We start from the raw sequence: 15,229 nt of genomic DNA, 5'->3' as shown, positions 1-15,229 counted from the left end.
GCGCCGCGCACCAGTAAGGACATTCACGTGGTCAAGGTCATCGCTTCCTCCGTCCGCAAGGGCAACGTCCTCGAGCTCGACGGGCATCTCTGCACCGTCATCTCGGCCGAGAGCTTCTTCCCCGGCAAGGGCACGCCGACGACGCAGATCGACATGCGCCGCATCGCCGACGGCGTGAAGATGACGCAGCGCTACAAGACGACCGAGCAGGTCGAGCGCGCCTATGTCGAGGACCGCGACTTCACCTATCTCTATCAGGACGGCGAGCAGTACGTCTTCATGAACCCGGAGACCTTCGACCAGATCCATGTCGACAAGGACGTCGTCGGCGACTCCGCCCCCTATCTTCAGGAAAACATGAAGGTCTCGCTCTCGGTGTTCGAGGACAAGGCCGTGGCGATCGAGCTGCCGCAGCGCGTCACGCTCGAGGTCGCCGAGACCGAGCCGGTGACGAAGGGCCAGACCGCCTCTTCGTCCTACAAGCCGGCGATCCTGTCGAACGGCGTGCGCAGCGCCGTGCCGCCGCATGTCGGCGTCGGCACCCGCATCGTCGTGATGACGGCCGACGGCTCCTATGTCGAGCGCGCGAAAGATTGATCTGCCGAGGCACGCGCCGCGGAACAATCTCCTCTATAGCTAACGCAGCGGGCCCTTTCCGGGCCCGTTGTCGTTTCGAGGTTTCTTCTCATGCCGCTCACAGTCCAGGCCGCCGCCCTTTCCGGCTTCGTGCAGACGCTCAAGGCGCTCGACGCCATTCTCGACAAGGCCCTGGAGCAGGCCGAGACCCGCAAGATCCAACCGGAAGTGCTCCTGACGGCGCGTCTCGCGCCCGACATGCTGGCCTTCACCCGCCAGATCCAGCTCTGCTGCGACTTCGCCAAGAATGCGGTGGCGCGGCTTTCCGGCGGCGAGAACCCGCGCTTCCCCGACGAGGAGAAGAGCTTCCCCGAGTTGAAGGAGCGCATCGCCAAGACGCTCGCCTTCGTCGCGGCCGCCGATGGCGCGGCCCTCGACGCCGGGCTTTCCCGCGAGGTTACCTTCCCGCGCGGCCCGTCGGCGACGGTGACAATGACGGGCGAGGCCTATCTCACCCGCTTCGCCATCCCGAACTTCTATTTCCACGCCACGACGGCTTACGACATCCTGCGCGAGAACGGCTTCCAGATCGGCAAGCAGGACTTCCTGCGCGGCGTCTTCGACGCCTGAGGGAGAACGGGCCGGGGCATGGCCGCGGCGCCTGCGATCACGATCGAACGCGCCTCTCCCCGGGATGCCGGGGAGATCGCCTCGCTCTATCTGGCCTCACGCACCGAAGCGCTGCCCTATCTGCGCCGCTGCCACAGCGACGACGAGGTGCGGGACTGGATCGAGTCCGTCAGGCTCGCCCGCGGAGAGACCTGGGTCGCACGCGAGGCTGGGCGCATCCTCGGCTTCATGTCGCTCGACGGCGAGGAACTCGACCAGCTCTATCTGCTGCCCGGGCATTTCAGGCGCGGCATCGGCTCGCTGCTGCTCGCCAGAGCCAGGGCGCGCTGCCCCACCCGCCTCAGCCTGTTCACCTTCCAGCGGAACACGGCAGCTCGGGCCTTCTATGAGCGACACGACTTCCGTCTCGTCGACCTCAATGACGGCACGCGCAACGAGGAAGGGGAGCCGGACGCGCTTTACGAATGGCGCAAATCTGTTTCCACCGAGGGCTTGCAATCGGCGACCACGCTTCCCATTTCAGGGTCACGATGATGTATCGAGGGCGTTCCACCGCCTTCCATCATCGTTGAAGACGGCCATGAGCCGAACGTGTGACGCCGGATGTACGCGCGCCCGTTATGGACATGGCCGTTGGCTTTTCGATGCCCGTAGCGCCTTGGCGCTGCGGGCATTTTCTTTGCGCCCGGCCAACGGAAGCGCAATCAATGTTCATTGTATGTTCATATCAAAAGGCGCAGATTGAGCGCAAGGCGAGGCTCATGTGATGGGAGGTTCGTCATGATCTCAACCTTCAGCAGCAATAAGATGGTTGCCACGGCTTTCGCCGCGGCAGCGATCTCGATGGGCGTCATCGCATGGTCGGCCCCCGCCGAGGCACGCTTCGGGGGTGGCGGCTTCGGTGGCGGCGGCATGGCGTTCCATGGCGGCGGTGGCTTCCATGGCGGCGGCATGGCCTTCCGCGGCGGCGGCGTCCCGATGGGCGGCTTCCGGGGCGGCGGATTCGCACGTCCCGGTTTCGCCCGCCCGGCATTCGTTGGGCCCGGCTTCGTCCGGCCAGGCTTTGCCAACCAAGCGGTGTTCTTCCACGACCGGCGGTTCCACAATAACCGCTTCTTCTTCGGTCCGGCTTTCGCGCTGGGCGTAGGCGCGCCCTATTACTACAACAGCTATTACGGCGATGACTGCTACTATGTGTGGCGGCGCAGTTTCGACCCGTGGGGCTATGTCGTCTCCCGCCGTGTGCTGGTCTGCCAGTGACGTGTCGCGTCACGGAGCCTGACAGCTTCAGCAGCGACCGGCTGCGCCGCCATGAGGATGGCGCCGCGCGGTTCCAGGGCAGCGCGCAGCATGGCCAGGCCACACCAGTCCGTTGCACCGGCAAAGGCCAGCATCGCCCCCATGATCCCGGCAATGGCGAAAGCCACGGTCAAACAGGCAAAGCCGGCGAGGACCAGAAGCGCGACCATGGCTCCGTCGATCAGCTGAACCTGCCGAAAGATCGACAGGCGCGGGCCGGAGTTGCCGACGATCGGTAAGCCAGCGGCCCGCCAAGCCACGACACAGCCGTCGAGGGCTGACGCTCTCTGCTCGCTGGGCGGCAAGCGCACAGGCCGGGCGCTTCGCATGCCGCCCGTCCTGAGGAGCCGTTACAGCAGGAGCGGCATCTCGAAGGATGCGGGCTCACATTCCCAGACTGACGCTAACCCAGCAGGAACGGATTGTTCCGCCGTTCCTCGCCCAGCGTGCTGGCCGGGCCATGGCCGGGCAGGAACTGGACGTCGTCGCCGAGCGGCAGCAGCTTCGTCTTGATCCCCGAGATCAGCGTCTCGTGATCGCCATAGGGGAAATCGGTCCGCCCCACGGAACCGGCGAAGACGGTATCGCCCGCCAGCAGGAAGCGTAGATCCTTCTGGAAGAAGGTGACATGGCCGGGCGTGTGGCCGGGGACGTGCTGAACCGAGAAGGTCAGGCCTCCCAGCGAGACTTCGTCGCCTTCCTTCAGCCAGCGCGTCGGCTTCACCGCCTTCATGTCGAGGATGTCGAAGCGCAGGCCCTGCTCCGGCAAGCCGTCGAGCAGGAACTTGTCGCCTTCATGCGGTCCGATGATTGGCAGCGAGAGCGCCTCGGCGAGCTCGGTGGCGCCGCCGGCATGGTCGAGATGGCCATGCGTCAGCCAGATCGCGACCGGGGTGACGCCGAGTTCCTTCAGGGCTTCCTGCAAGCGGGGCGCGTCGCCGCCGGGATCGACGATGGCCGCCTGCTTCGTCTCGGGATCCCAGAGGATCGAGCAGTTCTGCTGGAATGGCGTCACCGGCACGACGGCGATCTGGAGCGGCGCTTCGGGCTGGTCGGTCATGCCATTGCCTTTGGTTCGAGCAATATGAAAGAGCCTCACCGCCCGCCGCAGCGATTGGCAATGAGCGCGCGGTAGTTCGTCAGCTCGGAATCCATCTCCGCGACATTGCGTTCGCGCTCCGCCCCGCTCTGGCAGGCGGCGAAAACCGAGCGCGCCTTCTGCAGGTAGCCGACATGCTCGCGAAAGGTCCGGCACTGAGTCGCCTGATCGGCGCTAGCCGCGGCAGAGAGCCGGGTCTGCTGCAAGCGGAAGCCGGCCTCGTTCTGGAAGAGGTCGCGCGAGCAGGTCGCCGGGCGCGGCTGCTGGCCGAGCGCGGAGCCGGCCAGCAACAGCATCGTCGCAACGGTCAGTGCGAGCCTCATCCGAGGTTCAGCTCCTTGAAGAAGTCGTTGCCCTTGTCGTCGATGACGATGAAGGCCGGGAAATCCTCGACCTCGATCTTCCACACGGCTTCCATCCCGAGTTCCGGATATTCCAGGACCTCGACCTTGCGAATGCAATCCTGCGCGAGGCGCGCCGCCGGGCCGCCGATCGAGCCGAGATAGAAGCCGCCATGGGCTTTGCATGCCTCCCGAACCGCTGCAGACCTGTTGCCCTTGGCCAGCATCACCATGGAGCCGCCGAAGGACTGGAACTGGTCGACGAAGGAATCCATGCGGCCGGCCGTGGTCGGGCCGAAGGAGCCCGAGGCGAAGCCTTCCGGCGTCTTGGCCGGGCCAGCGTAGTAGACCGGGTGGTTCTTGAAATAGTCGGGCATGCCCTCGCCGCGCTCCAGCCGTTCACGGATCTTGGCATGAGCGAGGTCGCGGGCGACGACGATGGTGCCGGTCAGCGACAGGCGCGTCTTGACGGGATGCTTCGACAGCGTCGCCAGGATCTGGCTCATCGGCCGATTGAGATCGATCTTGACGACATCGCCGCCGAGCTTCGCCTCGTCGACATCCGGCAGATACTTCGATGGATCGGCTTCGAGCGCCTCGAGGAAGATCCCGTCCTTGGTGATCTTGCCCTTGGCCTGACGGTCGGCCGAGCAGGAGACGCCGAGCCCGATCGGCAGCGACGCCCCGTGACGCGGCAGGCGGATGATGCGAACGTCGTGGCAGAAATACTTGCCGCCGAACTGCGCGCCGACGCCGAGCGCCTGCGTCATCTTGTGGACCTCCTCCTCCATCTCGATATCGCGGAAGGCGTGGCCCGAGGGCGAGCCCTCCGTCGGCAGCGCGTCGAGATAGCGGGTCGAGGCCAGCTTCACCGTCTTCAGGTTCTGCTCGGCCGAGGTACCGCCGATGACGATGGCAAGGTGGTAGGGCGGGCAGGCCGCGGTGCCTAGCGTCAGGATCTTCTCCTTCAGGAACGCCATCATGCGGTCCTTGGTGAGAAGCGACGGCGTCACCTGGTAGAGGAAGGTCTTGTTGGCCGAGCCGCCGCCCTTGCAGACGAAGAGGAACTTATAGGCGTCCTCACCCTCGGCGTAGATGTCGATCTGCGCCGGCAGGTTGGTGGCGGTGTTCTTCTCCTCGAACATCGAGAGCGGCGCGAGCTGGGAATAGCGCAGGTTGCGCTTGAGGTAGGCGTCATGGACGCCCTCGCCCAGAGCCGACTCGTCGTCGCCGTCAGTCCAGACCTTGCGGCCCTTCTTGCCCATGATGATGGCGGTGCCGGTATCCTGACACATCGGCAGCACGCCGCCGGCGGCGATATTGGCGTTCTTCAGCAGGTCATAGGCGACGAACTTGTCGTTCGAGGTCGCCTCGGGATCGACGAGAATCTTGGCGAGCTGAGCGAGATGGCCCGGGCGCAGCAGATGATTGATGTCGATGAAGGCCTGTTCGGAGAGCTTGCGGATCGCCTCGCGGGAGACGCTCAGGACCTCGCGATCCCCGATTTTCTCGACGCTGACGCCTTCGCTTCCGAGCTTGCGATAGGGCGTCTTGTCCTCCCCGAGCGGGAAGAGATCGACATGCGTATAGGCCATGATCAGCGGCTCCGAAGCGATGAAGCGCCGCGCTCTCGATTTGGGACAGAGACTGCTCCACCGACAGGCTCGCTGTGGATCAGAACGGTCTCCAGCCGGACGCGCGGCGCCGTATGGCCGGCGTCATAGCCCGTCGACCGGCGTCGTCCAAGCAGTCTTTAATGAGTTTAAGCGCAGGCAGCCTGAGTGGCCGACTCGGCAAGGATGGCGTAGATCGCCGCGGGGTCACGAATCTTGCGGACCTGCTCAAGCACCGACTGGTTGCGAAGCACGCGCGCAACGCGGGCCAGCGCCTTGAGATGGTCGGCGCCAGCGCCCTCCGGCGCGATCAGCACGAAGATGATGTCGACGGGCTGGCCGTCGAGCGCGTCGAAATCGATCGGCTTTTCGGTGCGGGCGAACAGGCCGACCAGGCGGTCAATGCCCGGCATGCGACCGTGGGGGATGGCGATGCCGTCGCCGATGCCGGTCGAGCCGAGCCGTTCACGCTGGAGCAGCGCCTCGAAGATCTCGCGGTCGGGCAAGCCCGTCAGGGCGGCGGCATGCTGGGCAAGCTCCTGCAGAGCCTGCTTCTTGCCATTGGCCCGTAGTGGCGAAATCACCGCGGCGGGGCTCAGGAGATCGGTCAGCGTCATTCGCCCGTCCATGCATGTCCCATGCCGGCCGAAACGCCGTCGGCATGGGTCAGGTTCGAGGGCCGGGGCGGTCGCCCGCCGGCCTCAGGACAGCGATGCCGGCGGGTCGATCCAGCCGATATTACCGTCGCGGCGGCGGTATACGATGTTCATCCGGCCATTGCCAGCATGGCGGAAGACGATGACGGGCGAACCAGTCATGTCGAGCTCCGCGACCGCATCGCTGACCGTCAGAACATGCAGCGATTTGGTGGTTTCGGCCACGGTCACCGGGTGATCGCCGGTGGAAACACCGTCGAACTCCTCGATATCGTCATCCGGAGCCGCAATCACATAGCTGGGGATTTCGATTCCGGCGTCGCGTCCGTTGGCCGTCGAACGGTCCTTCAGCCGGCGCTTGTAGCGTCGCAACCGCTTCTCGATCCGCTCAGCCATCTTATCGAGGCTGGCATAGGCATCATGGGCGGTGGCCGAGGCTTCCAGCGTGATCCCCGAAGAGAGGTGAATGACGGTGTCGGTGCGGAAGGCCGTACCGTCCTTGTCGACCGTGACGTGCCCCTGATAGCCGCCCTCGTAATATTTGCTGACGGCTGCAGCGACCCGCTCTTCGGCCTGGCCGCGCAGGGCCTCGCCGACATCGAGATTCTTGCCGGAGATTCGCAAGCTCATGGACTGCTTCCCCTTGTTTAGCCATGGCCAGTGGTTGGCCATCATCCAGAGCTAAGAACCGCGAGTCCGGGATGTCAATGTGACAAGGGAAGCATGGCGCCGATGCGCCAGCGTTTTGGAACCAAATTGCTCAACGCCCTGCGGCCGCCATCGCAACCTTCTCCCGCCGACGCTCCATCGACGAAGGAATGCGCAGCGATTCCCGGTATTTCGCGACGGTGCGCCGGGCGATGTCGATGCCGGTGGCCTTGAGCCTGGTGACAATGGCATCGTCGGAAAGCACGTCGCCCGGACTTTCGTCGTCGATCATCTGCTTGATGCGGAAGCGCACGGCCTCGGCCGAATGCGCCTCGCCATAGCCGGTCGCCGCGATCGCCGCCGAGAAAAAGTACTTCATCTCGAAGACGCCGCGCGAGCAGGTCAGGTACTTGTTCGAGGTGACGCGCGAGACGGTCGATTCGTGCATGCCGATGGCATCGGCGACCGTCTTAAGGTTGAGCGGGCGCAGATGCTCGACGCCATAGGCGAAAAAGCCGTCCTGCTGGCGCACGATTTCGCTGGCGACCTTCAGGATCGTGCGTGCCCGCTGCTCGAGCGAACGCGTGAGCCAGTTCGCGGTCTGCAGGCATTCGGCGATGAAGGCCTTCTCCTCGTCGTTGCGCGCCGCCCTGGAAACACGGGCATGATAGGTCTGATTGACGAGCAGGCGCGGCAAGGTGTCCGGGTTGAGATCGATCAGCCAGGAGCCATCGGGCGCGGCGCGGATGAAGACATCCGGAACGACCGTCTCCGCCGCCCCGCCGCCGAAGGCCCGACCGGGCTTGGGATCGAGCCGGCGGATCTCGGCGACCATGTCGGCGACATCTTCATCATCGACGCCGCAGACGCGTTTCAGCGCGGCAAAATCGCGCTTGGCGACGAGATGGAGGTTCGCCACCAGAGCCTGCATCGCCGGATCGAAGCGGTCGCGGTCTCGCAGCTGGATCGCGAGGCATTCGGCGACGTCGCGTGCAGCGACCCCCGATGGATCGAAGCTCTGGACGATACGCAGCACGGCTTCCACCCGCTCGATACCGATGCCGAGACGTTCGGCGATGTCCGGAACGGGTTCGGCGAGATAGCCGCTGTCATCCACCGCATCGATGAGGTGCCGGCCGATGATGCGCTCTGCCGGGTCGGTGACGGCGAGGTCGAGCTGGGCACTGAGATGGTCGTGCAGCGAGGCTTCCGCCGTCAGCCCGCTCTCGAAGCCTTCGGGCCCGTCTTCGAAGGAGCCGCCGCGGGAGCCATAGGCTCCGCCGATGACCGGAAGACTGTCGGCGCCGCCTGAATCGCTGCGCGCCGCGCTCGGCTGCTCGCTCTGAAAGACATTGTCGAGGCCGGTGCCGAGCCGGCCTTCCATGCCCTCCTGGGTATGCAGGCTTTCGGCGCGGGCAAAGCTCTCGGGATCGGCGGCGTGCGGGCTCTCGGCCTCCGCACCGCCGCCTGGGGGGACTTCCGGGCCGTCGTTCCGCTCGAGCAGCGGGTTCCGCTCAAGCTCGCCGTCGACGAAGTTCTGGAGTTCCAGATGCGAGAGCTGCAGGAGCTTGATCGCCTGCAGCAGCTGCGGCGTCATCACCAGGGACTGGCCCTGACGCAACTCCATGCGCGGCATCATCGCCATGCGCGAAAGGCCCTTCTCGATCGCGCGCCACACGGCACGCTTCTTGCTTGTGAGAAGACCCTAGCGCCTGCTCAGCGCCGCGTCAAAGCCCATGCCTCGTTTGCAGGCAGGAAATTTGATGCACCGCAACAAACCGACGGAAATCGAGGCAGACGCCGCCGATCAGAGGCGGAAATCCTCGCCGAGATAGACACGGCGGACATCGGGATTGGCGATAATCTCGGCCGGCGAGCCTTCCGTCAGCACCCGGCCGGAATGGATGATATAGGCGCGGTCGACGAGGCCGAGCGTCTCGCGGACGTTGTGGTCGGTGATGAGCACGCCGATGCCGCGGTCGGTCAGCTGGCGCACCAACGCCTGAATGTCCCCCACCGCGATCGGATCGATGCCCGCGAAGGGCTCGTCGAGCAGGATGAAGGAGGGCTTTCCGGCGAGCGCGCGGGCGATCTCGCAGCGGCGGCGCTCGCCGCCGGAGAGCGCGATCGACGGCGCCTTGCGCAGCCGCGAAATGGTGAATTCCTCAAGCAGCTGGTCGAGCTGACGCTCGCGCGCCTTGCGGTCAGGCTCGACCACCTCGAGCACGGCGCGGATGTTGTCCTCAACGGAGAGCCCGCGGAAGATCGAGGCCTCCTGCGGCAGATAGCCGATGCCGAGCCGGGCGCGCTGGTACATGGGCAGCCCGGTGATGTCGTTGCCCTCGAGCGAAATGACACCGAAATCGGCCCCGACCAGACCGGTGATCATGTAGAAGATCGTGGTCTTGCCGGCGCCGTTCGGGCCGAGCAGGCCGACCGCCTCCCCCTGACGCAGATAGAGGCTGGCGTCCGACACCACGGTGCGGCCGCCATAACTCTTGCGCAGATTGCTGACTGCGAGAATCCCCGGCCCGCCGATCTCGGCGGCCGTCGAGCGCATCGCACCCTCGCCTGCGGCGCGCCTTCCGCTGCCAAAAAGCCCACGCAGGCGGCCGAAGACTCCACCCGGACTCGGAGCCTGGGTGCGTGCGGGCATGGCGGCGGGGCGAGGCGCTTCGGAGACAGTCACTGCGGGCACGGTCGCTTGTTGAGCTCAGTTGGTGGGCTTGGGGGCCGGCTTGGCGCCAGGCTTGGTCGCGTCCGGCTTGTTCGTTTCCGAGTTCGGCACGAAGAAGCCCTGGACGCGTCCGCCCTTGGTGGTCTCGACATTCGCGACGCCGGTCACCGTATTGTAGGTCAGCTTCTCGCCGCGGGTGATGTTCGGTCCGTCATTCAAGGCGACATTGCCCGTCATGATCACGACATTGTTTGCGCGGTCGAACTCGGCATTGTCCGAGGTCGCAGCCTGGGTCTTGGAGACGACCGTCACCGGCCCCTTGCAGAGGATGCGCTTGATCGAGCTGTCATTGCCGTTCGGCGCGGCCGGAGTCGCGGCTGCCGGCTTGGCAGCGCCGGCGCCTCCCTGCCCGCCATTGCGTCCCTCATAGAGCACGGTCATCACGGTGCAGCGCACCGTGGTCTCGCCCTGGACCGCGACGACATTGCCGGTGAAGACGGCCTTGTTCTCCTTGTCGAGCACATCGAGCTTGTCAGCATCGATCTTGATGGGCTCCTTGCTGTCGCCGCCGAGACCGCCGAGCGGGGACGAGGCATTGCCGCCGCGCGCCTTGCCCTGCGCGGCCTGCGCAAACGCCGTTTGCGGAGCCGCGGCCAAAACCACGCCCGCCGCCAGCAGCAGAGCGGCGCCGCGGAACCCCTTGGCGAAACGGAAACTGTGGCTTGCCGTGCTCATGTCACTGTCTCTTCCCGTTGCCAGCATCGTTGGCGGGCGTGTCGCCTGCCGGAGCAGCCCGATTCGCGTTCAGCAGTTCCGGCATCGGCGTGCTGCCCTCGCGCTCGGGCCCGGCGATCGTACCTGCTGGCGCGTTCCTGATGAAGACCCGGACCCGCCCCTCGAATGCGATCAACTCGCCATTGTTCTTCACGTCAAGCGTGTTGGCGTCCACAGTCGTCTCGCCGAGCGAGACCTTGACCGGTTCCGTCGAAGTCACGGCGCCGGATTTGAAGTCGACATCGGCCGTCCTCATCTGCATGTCGTGGCCGCTCTCGGTCCGAACCTTCACATCGTCGACGAGCTTGAGCTTTTCCTTCTGGGTGTCGAACAGGCCTGTCTTCGCATTGACCGTCACCCAGCCCTCCCGCTCCATCTGGATGCGTGCGGTCAGGATCTGAAGCTCGATCTGGGTCGGGTTCTTGATCTCCTGAAAGGCATTCTCGGCCGTGACCTGATAGGGCCGGTTATTCTTGCGGTAGCCGGAGAGCTTGGGCGTCTCCATCCGCACCTTGCCGCCGGTGATGCCGACCGAGCTGACCGAGACATTGGCGAGCTTGCCGCGGAGCGGGTTGAGAAAGGGGACGACGACCAGCGCGACCACCAGCGTCACTGCGGTCAGGGGAATAAGCGTGCGCAGGATGTGAACGGCCCGGGTGTGGCGACGCGCCGCGGCAAACGCCGCGCGACGGCTCAGCGCCTGCGCGGAAATCCTTCCCGCCGGGTCGTTCAAGGTCATTGCCACAGTCATGCCCCGCGCAATGGCAGCCGCTCACGGCTTTTTCGTGTCGCTAGGGCGAACCGCAACGCGCCCCCGCGCCGCCCGCTCCAGACCGGACGGGCGCGCCCCTCGCGCCAGTCTTCGCCGCAGACTGACGCAAGAACCCTTCGAAATTGTCAAGTGTGAGCGAAAATGTCGGTCTCGCCCCAGCCGGCCAGATCGAGCTCGGCGCGGTAAGGCAGGAAGTTGAAGCAGGCCTGGGCGAGATGGCTGCGGCCCTCGCGCGCCAGCATCGCCTCGAGCTTGGCGTGGAGCGCGTGAAGATGCAGCACGTCGGAGGCGGCGTAGGCGAGCTGGGCCTCGCTGAGCGTGTCCGCACCCCAATCCGAGGATTGCTGCTGCTTCGAGAGCTCGACGCCGAGTAGCTCCCGCACCAGATCCTTCAGGCCGTGGCGATCCGTATAGGTGCGGACCAGCTTCGAGGCGATCTTGGTGCAGTAGACCGGGGCCGTTACCACGCCGAAAGCGTGGCGCAACACGGCCACGTCGAAGCGCGCGAAGTGGAAGAGCTTCAGCACGGCCGGGTCTTCGAGCAGGCGGATCAGGTTCTTGGGCCGCTCGCCACTCTTCAGGATCTGGACGACGTCCGCCGTGCCGTCGCCACGCGAGAGCTGAACCACGCAGAGCCGATCGCGATGCGGGTTGAGGCCGAGCGTCTCGGTGTCGATCGCAACGCTCGAACCGGCCTCGTAGCCGTCAGGCAGATCGCCGCGATGAAAACGGATGGTCATGCTCGAAACCTCACTCGGGCCGCGCTGAGGCGCCCTTAAACGGTACTCACGGGAATGGAACGGCAGCAGACCGCGCCGGAGCGGCACGCCTTCCGCAGCTAGCGGCCTCGTATGGCTGGTTCAAGCCCTTTCTGATTTGGCACAACTGGCCGACCCTATCGTTAACCTTTTATTCACTATAAGCTTCAAGCTTTCGTTGAGGCATGCGACAAGAGTGACAATGGAGCACGACGCATGTCCCCGATTCGCCTTTTCTGCGATCTCGATGGCCGCATCGGCCTGCGGGCCTTCTGGCTCGGCAGCGCCGCCGTCGCGTTCACTCTGCTTGCCTTGCAGCGGATCCTGCCCCAACTGACGGATCCCCAGATCGCGCGAACCGTCCTTGCCTTCACAAACGCTTTTGCTATGTTTCCCTGGGTGGCGCTGGCCGCCAAGCGCGCCACTGACCGGGGCGGCAGCCCGCTTTTCGGCATCCTGCTGATCTGCGCGATCGTGCTGCCGGAGCACCTGCGTCTCTACATGCCACTCGGCTGGCGGCCTTCGCTGGAAGCGATCTCGACCATCGCCTGGGTGGTCGCCTTCATCGATCTCGGCCTGATGCCTTCGGCCAAGGACGGGCCGGCGGAGGCATTGGTCGCCGTCGAGGCCGGCTCCCGCTCAGCCTGAAGCGCGCCGGATCTCGGCGCGTCCTGCCGGCCCGGAAGTGCGATCTAACTCTTTGTCGGAGCATCGGATCTCTTCGAAGAGCCGATTCCACTTTTTGGTCCGATGCTTTAAAGCGGCGGCATGACGACGACGCCCTCCGCCTCTGCCCCTGCCCTTTCCTTCGATCCCGCCGATCCGGTCGCGCTGACGCAGGCGCTGGTGCGCTGTCCCTCCGTCACGCCGCAGGAAGGCGGCGCGCTCGCCCTGCTCGCCGCCGTGCTCACGGCCGAAGGCTATGAAGTCCACCGCCCGGTCTTCAGCGAGCCGGGCACACCGGATGTCGAGAATCTCTATGCCCGCATCGGCAGCGAGGCCCCGGTCTTCGTCATCGCCGGACATACCGACGTCGTGCCCGTCGGCAACGAGGCGGCCTGGACACGGGCGCCCTTCGACGGCGCAATCGAGAACGGGACCCTCTACGGGCGCGGCGCCTGCGACATGAAGGGCGGCCTCGCCGCCATGGTTGCGGCGGCGATCCGCTATCGCCGCGAGAACCCCGATGCGCCCGGCTCCATCGCCTTTCTGGTCACAGGCGACGAGGAGGGCCCCGCCGTCAACGGCACGGTGAAGCTGCTGGCCTGGGCGCATGAGCGTGGCGAGCGCTTCGACCATTGCATCCTCGGCGAGCCGACCAACCCGGCAACGATGAGCGACATGATCAAGATCGGCCGGCGCGGCTCGCTGACCGGCCAGATCACCGTCCATGGTATCCAGGGCCATGTCGGCTACCCGCACCTCGCCGATAACCCGATCCGCGGCATGGTCCGGCTGCTGGCGGCGCTCGACGCCGGGCCGCTCGACACCGGCACGGAGCATTTCGACCCGAGCAATCTCGAAGTCACGACGGTCGATGTCGGCAACCCCGCGTCGAACGTCATCCCCGCCCAGGCCAGGGCCGTCTTCAACATCCGCTTCAACGACGTCTGGACGCCCGAGACGCTCGCAGCCGAGATCGAGCGGCGTCTGCACGAGGCCGCGGGCAACACCGTGCGCTACGAGGTCGGCTTCCAGCCGACCAACGCCGTCGCCTTCCTGACCGCGCCCGGCCCGTTCGTGGCGATGGTCGGCGATGCCGTCGAAGCCGAGACCGGCAAGCCCCCCGCCCTGTCGACGACCGGCGGCACATCCGACGCGCGCTTCATCAAAAGCTTTTGCCCTGTCGTCGAGTACGGCGTCGTCGGCAAGACGATGCACCAGATCGACGAAAGCGTGGCCGTCGCCGACCTCGCTGCACTGGAGCGGATCACGCATCGGTTACTCGCCAGCTATTTTGCAGCGCAACATAAAGCTTGACGCGCCGGAACTGCGAGCCATTATCGCCGTTAGACGAAAGTCTAAGAACGCAGATAATGGAGATCGTGATGAGGCTTGCCGCCGACGACATCGCGCGCTCGCTGCGCGGTTCCTGGCATCTGATGACCCGCGGCACTGAAGCGCTTGCCGAACTCGACCTCAGCCGCGACGGCTTCTGGCGCTCCTTCCTCGCCTTCGCGCTGATGTTGCCGGCGACCGTCGCGATCCTCGCCGCGGCCCGCCTGTTCGCCGGCCTGCCGAACAGCGCCGGCCTCTTCACCGTGCCTGAGCTCGTGCTGGCGGTGATTGGCGCGCTCTGCCTCGCCATCCTCGCCGTGCCGGCCCTGCTGATCGCGCTGCGCCCGGAGCTTGCGCAGGCGCCGCGGTTCACCAGTTTCGTCATCGCCTGGAACTGGGCCGGCATCGTTTCGGCCAGCCTCATGGCGGTGCCCGCCGCCGTCTTCGCGCTGGGGTGGTCGACACCGGAGCTGGCGCTGGTGCAGGCGGCATTCTTCGCGGCGATCGTGCTGCGCTTGCGCTATTGCGTGGCGCGTGCGGCCTTTGGCCCGGAAGGGCACAGCATCGCGCTGCCGCTGGTCATCGCCAGCATCGTGCTCGACTATGGCGTGATTCGGCTGTTCAGCCTGTTCTGAGCCCGTCTCAGTAGTCTACACCTGCGAGGTAGAGCCCGCAGGACGGCGCGAGGGCGGCGCATTGCGCACGGTCGCGCGCCGCCAGGATCTGGCCGAGCTTCTCCTCGGGCCAGCGTCCCGCCCCGACCATCTTCAGGCTGCCGACGATCGAGCGGACCTGATGATGCAAGAAGGAGCGGGCGTGGGCGTAGACCACGATCTCCGCGCCCTCGCGCCGGACATCGAGCCGGTCGACCGTACGGATCGGGCTGTTGGCCTGGCATTCGGCAGCGCGGAAGGTCGTGAAATCGTGCTTTCCAAGCAGAGACTTGGCGGCGCGGTCCATCGCCTCGTGGTCGAGCTTCACCGGAACGTGCCAGACGCGGCCGCGATCGAGAGCGGGCGGCGCCCGCCTGTCGAGAATGCGGTAGATGTAGTAGCGGCGCTTTGCCGAAATGCGGGCGTCGAAATCATCGGGGACGATCTCGGCGCTGAGCACGCTGACCGGGAAGCGCGCCTTCAGCCGGGCATTGCTCGCATCGCGTACGACGTCGGTCCGCCATTCCCTGTCGATATCGACATGGGCGACCTGATGCGTGGCGTGGACGCCGGCATCCGTGCGCCCGGCGCAGTGCAGCCGGACGGGGTGGCCGCAGAAGGCCTCGACCGCCTCCTCGACGCGCTGCTGCACGGACGGGTCGCTCGCCTGGCGCTGCCAGCCCGAAAACGGCGTGCCGTCATATTCGATGACGAGCTTATAGCGCGGCATCAGAG

At 65.8% G+C, this 15,229-nt stretch carries 19 protein-coding genes; 7 read left to right on the top strand and 12 right to left on the bottom strand.

The window, feature by feature from the left end; genetic code table 11:
• Positions 1-27: 27 nt before the first annotated feature.
• The 4 genes from efp (at position 28) to AB4Z16_RS22940 (ending at position 2,466) form a co-directional block, all read left to right on the top strand.
• Complete coding sequence (efp, locus tag AB4Z16_RS22955; RefSeq protein ID WP_441513632.1) at positions 28-597, top strand: elongation factor P; 570 nt, start codon at positions 28-30, stop codon at positions 595-597.
• A gap of 90 nt (positions 598-687) precedes the next feature.
• On the top strand, positions 688-1,206 hold the full coding sequence (locus AB4Z16_RS22950; protein WP_441513631.1) for a DUF1993 domain-containing protein: 519 nt from the start codon (positions 688-690) through the stop codon (positions 1,204-1,206).
• 18 nt (positions 1,207-1,224) lie between these two features.
• Entirely contained in the window at positions 1,225-1,740 is a 516-nt protein-coding gene (locus tag AB4Z16_RS22945) for a GNAT family N-acetyltransferase (protein WP_441513630.1), read from the top strand.
• Between the two features lie 246 nt (positions 1,741-1,986).
• Positions 1,987-2,466, top strand: coding sequence for a hypothetical protein (locus tag AB4Z16_RS22940; RefSeq protein ID WP_441513629.1), 480 nt, complete (start codon positions 1,987-1,989; stop codon positions 2,464-2,466).
• On the opposite strand, the gene AB4Z16_RS22935 is transcribed toward AB4Z16_RS22940, so the two are convergent.
• The 11 genes from AB4Z16_RS22935 to AB4Z16_RS22885 all read right to left on the bottom strand — a co-directional run bounded on the left by AB4Z16_RS22935 (position 2,430) and on the right by AB4Z16_RS22885 (position 11,825).
• Entirely contained in the window at positions 2,430-2,765 is a 336-nt protein-coding gene (locus AB4Z16_RS22935; RefSeq protein ID WP_441513628.1) for a hypothetical protein, read from the bottom strand. The genes AB4Z16_RS22940 and AB4Z16_RS22935 overlap by 37 nt on opposite strands.
• 143 nt (positions 2,766-2,908) lie before the next feature.
• Entirely contained in the window at positions 2,909-3,565 is a 657-nt protein-coding gene (locus tag AB4Z16_RS22930; protein ID WP_441513627.1) for an MBL fold metallo-hydrolase, read from the bottom strand.
• Positions 3,566-3,600: 35 nt separating this feature from the next.
• Positions 3,601-3,927 carry a hypothetical protein gene (locus tag AB4Z16_RS22925; RefSeq protein ID WP_441513626.1) on the bottom strand — a complete coding sequence of 109 codons (327 nt, stop codon included), beginning with the start codon at positions 3,925-3,927 and terminating at the stop codon, positions 3,601-3,603.
• The gene (locus AB4Z16_RS22920) at positions 3,924-5,540 is read right to left on the bottom strand and encodes a fumarate hydratase (protein ID WP_441513625.1); all 1,617 of its coding nucleotides are present in this window, start codon (positions 5,538-5,540) and stop codon (positions 3,924-3,926) included. The genes AB4Z16_RS22925 and AB4Z16_RS22920 overlap by 4 nt, the downstream gene beginning before the upstream one ends.
• A gap of 167 nt (positions 5,541-5,707) precedes the next feature.
• Complete coding sequence (gene ptsN / locus AB4Z16_RS22915; RefSeq protein WP_441513624.1) at positions 5,708-6,175, bottom strand: PTS IIA-like nitrogen regulatory protein PtsN; 468 nt, start codon at positions 6,173-6,175, stop codon at positions 5,708-5,710.
• 84 nt (positions 6,176-6,259) lie between these two features.
• A complete protein-coding gene (hpf, locus tag AB4Z16_RS22910; RefSeq protein ID WP_441513623.1) occupies positions 6,260-6,844 on the bottom strand; it encodes a ribosome hibernation-promoting factor, HPF/YfiA family in 585 nt (194 codons plus the stop codon).
• Between the two features lie 130 nt (positions 6,845-6,974).
• A complete protein-coding gene (gene rpoN, locus AB4Z16_RS22905; protein WP_441513712.1) occupies positions 6,975-8,507 on the bottom strand; it encodes an RNA polymerase factor sigma-54 in 1,533 nt (510 codons plus the stop codon).
• A 162-nt stretch (positions 8,508-8,669) separates the two neighbouring features.
• Positions 8,670-9,518, bottom strand: coding sequence for an LPS export ABC transporter ATP-binding protein (gene lptB, locus AB4Z16_RS22900; RefSeq protein WP_441513711.1), 849 nt, complete (start codon positions 9,516-9,518; stop codon positions 8,670-8,672).
• Between the two features lie 57 nt (positions 9,519-9,575).
• On the bottom strand, positions 9,576-10,274 hold the full coding sequence (locus AB4Z16_RS22895; RefSeq protein WP_441513622.1) for an LptA/OstA family protein: 699 nt from the start codon (positions 10,272-10,274) through the stop codon (positions 9,576-9,578).
• A 1-nt stretch (position 10,275) separates the two neighbouring features.
• On the bottom strand, positions 10,276-11,052 hold the full coding sequence (gene lptC / locus AB4Z16_RS22890) for an LPS export ABC transporter periplasmic protein LptC (RefSeq protein WP_441513621.1): 777 nt from the start codon (positions 11,050-11,052) through the stop codon (positions 10,276-10,278).
• A 158-nt stretch (positions 11,053-11,210) separates the two neighbouring features.
• Positions 11,211-11,825, bottom strand: coding sequence for a ribonuclease D (locus AB4Z16_RS22885; RefSeq protein ID WP_441513620.1), 615 nt, complete (start codon positions 11,823-11,825; stop codon positions 11,211-11,213).
• Between the two features lie 234 nt (positions 11,826-12,059).
• On the opposite strand from AB4Z16_RS22885, the gene AB4Z16_RS22880 reads away from it, so the two are divergent.
• The 3 genes from AB4Z16_RS22880 (at position 12,060) to AB4Z16_RS22870 (ending at position 14,476) form a co-directional block, all read left to right on the top strand.
• Positions 12,060-12,491, top strand: a complete 432-nt coding sequence (locus AB4Z16_RS22880; RefSeq protein ID WP_441513619.1) for a DUF805 domain-containing protein — start codon at positions 12,060-12,062, stop codon at positions 12,489-12,491.
• Between the two features lie 120 nt (positions 12,492-12,611).
• Positions 12,612-13,823 (top strand): succinyl-diaminopimelate desuccinylase, encoded by a 1,212-nt coding sequence (gene dapE / locus AB4Z16_RS22875; protein WP_441513618.1) that lies wholly within the window; start codon positions 12,612-12,614, stop codon positions 13,821-13,823.
• 68 nt (positions 13,824-13,891) lie between these two features.
• Positions 13,892-14,476 (top strand): hypothetical protein, encoded by a 585-nt coding sequence (locus AB4Z16_RS22870; RefSeq protein ID WP_441513617.1) that lies wholly within the window; start codon positions 13,892-13,894, stop codon positions 14,474-14,476.
• A gap of 7 nt (positions 14,477-14,483) precedes the next feature.
• Here the strand turns inward: AB4Z16_RS22870 and truA are convergent, their stop codons facing one another.
• Positions 14,484-15,224: a tRNA pseudouridine(38-40) synthase TruA gene (gene truA, locus AB4Z16_RS22865; protein ID WP_441513616.1), complete on the bottom strand. Its 741-nt coding sequence runs from the start codon at positions 15,222-15,224 to the stop codon at positions 14,484-14,486.
• Between the last annotated feature and the right edge of the window lie 5 nt (positions 15,225-15,229).

Source organism: Allobosea sp. TAF32 (assembly GCF_052113585.1).
Classification (GTDB): domain Bacteria; phylum Pseudomonadota; class Alphaproteobacteria; order Rhizobiales; family Beijerinckiaceae; genus Allobosea.
The sequence above is the reverse complement of the archived record's forward strand: the minus strand, read 5'-3'. Positions and strand labels throughout refer to the sequence as shown.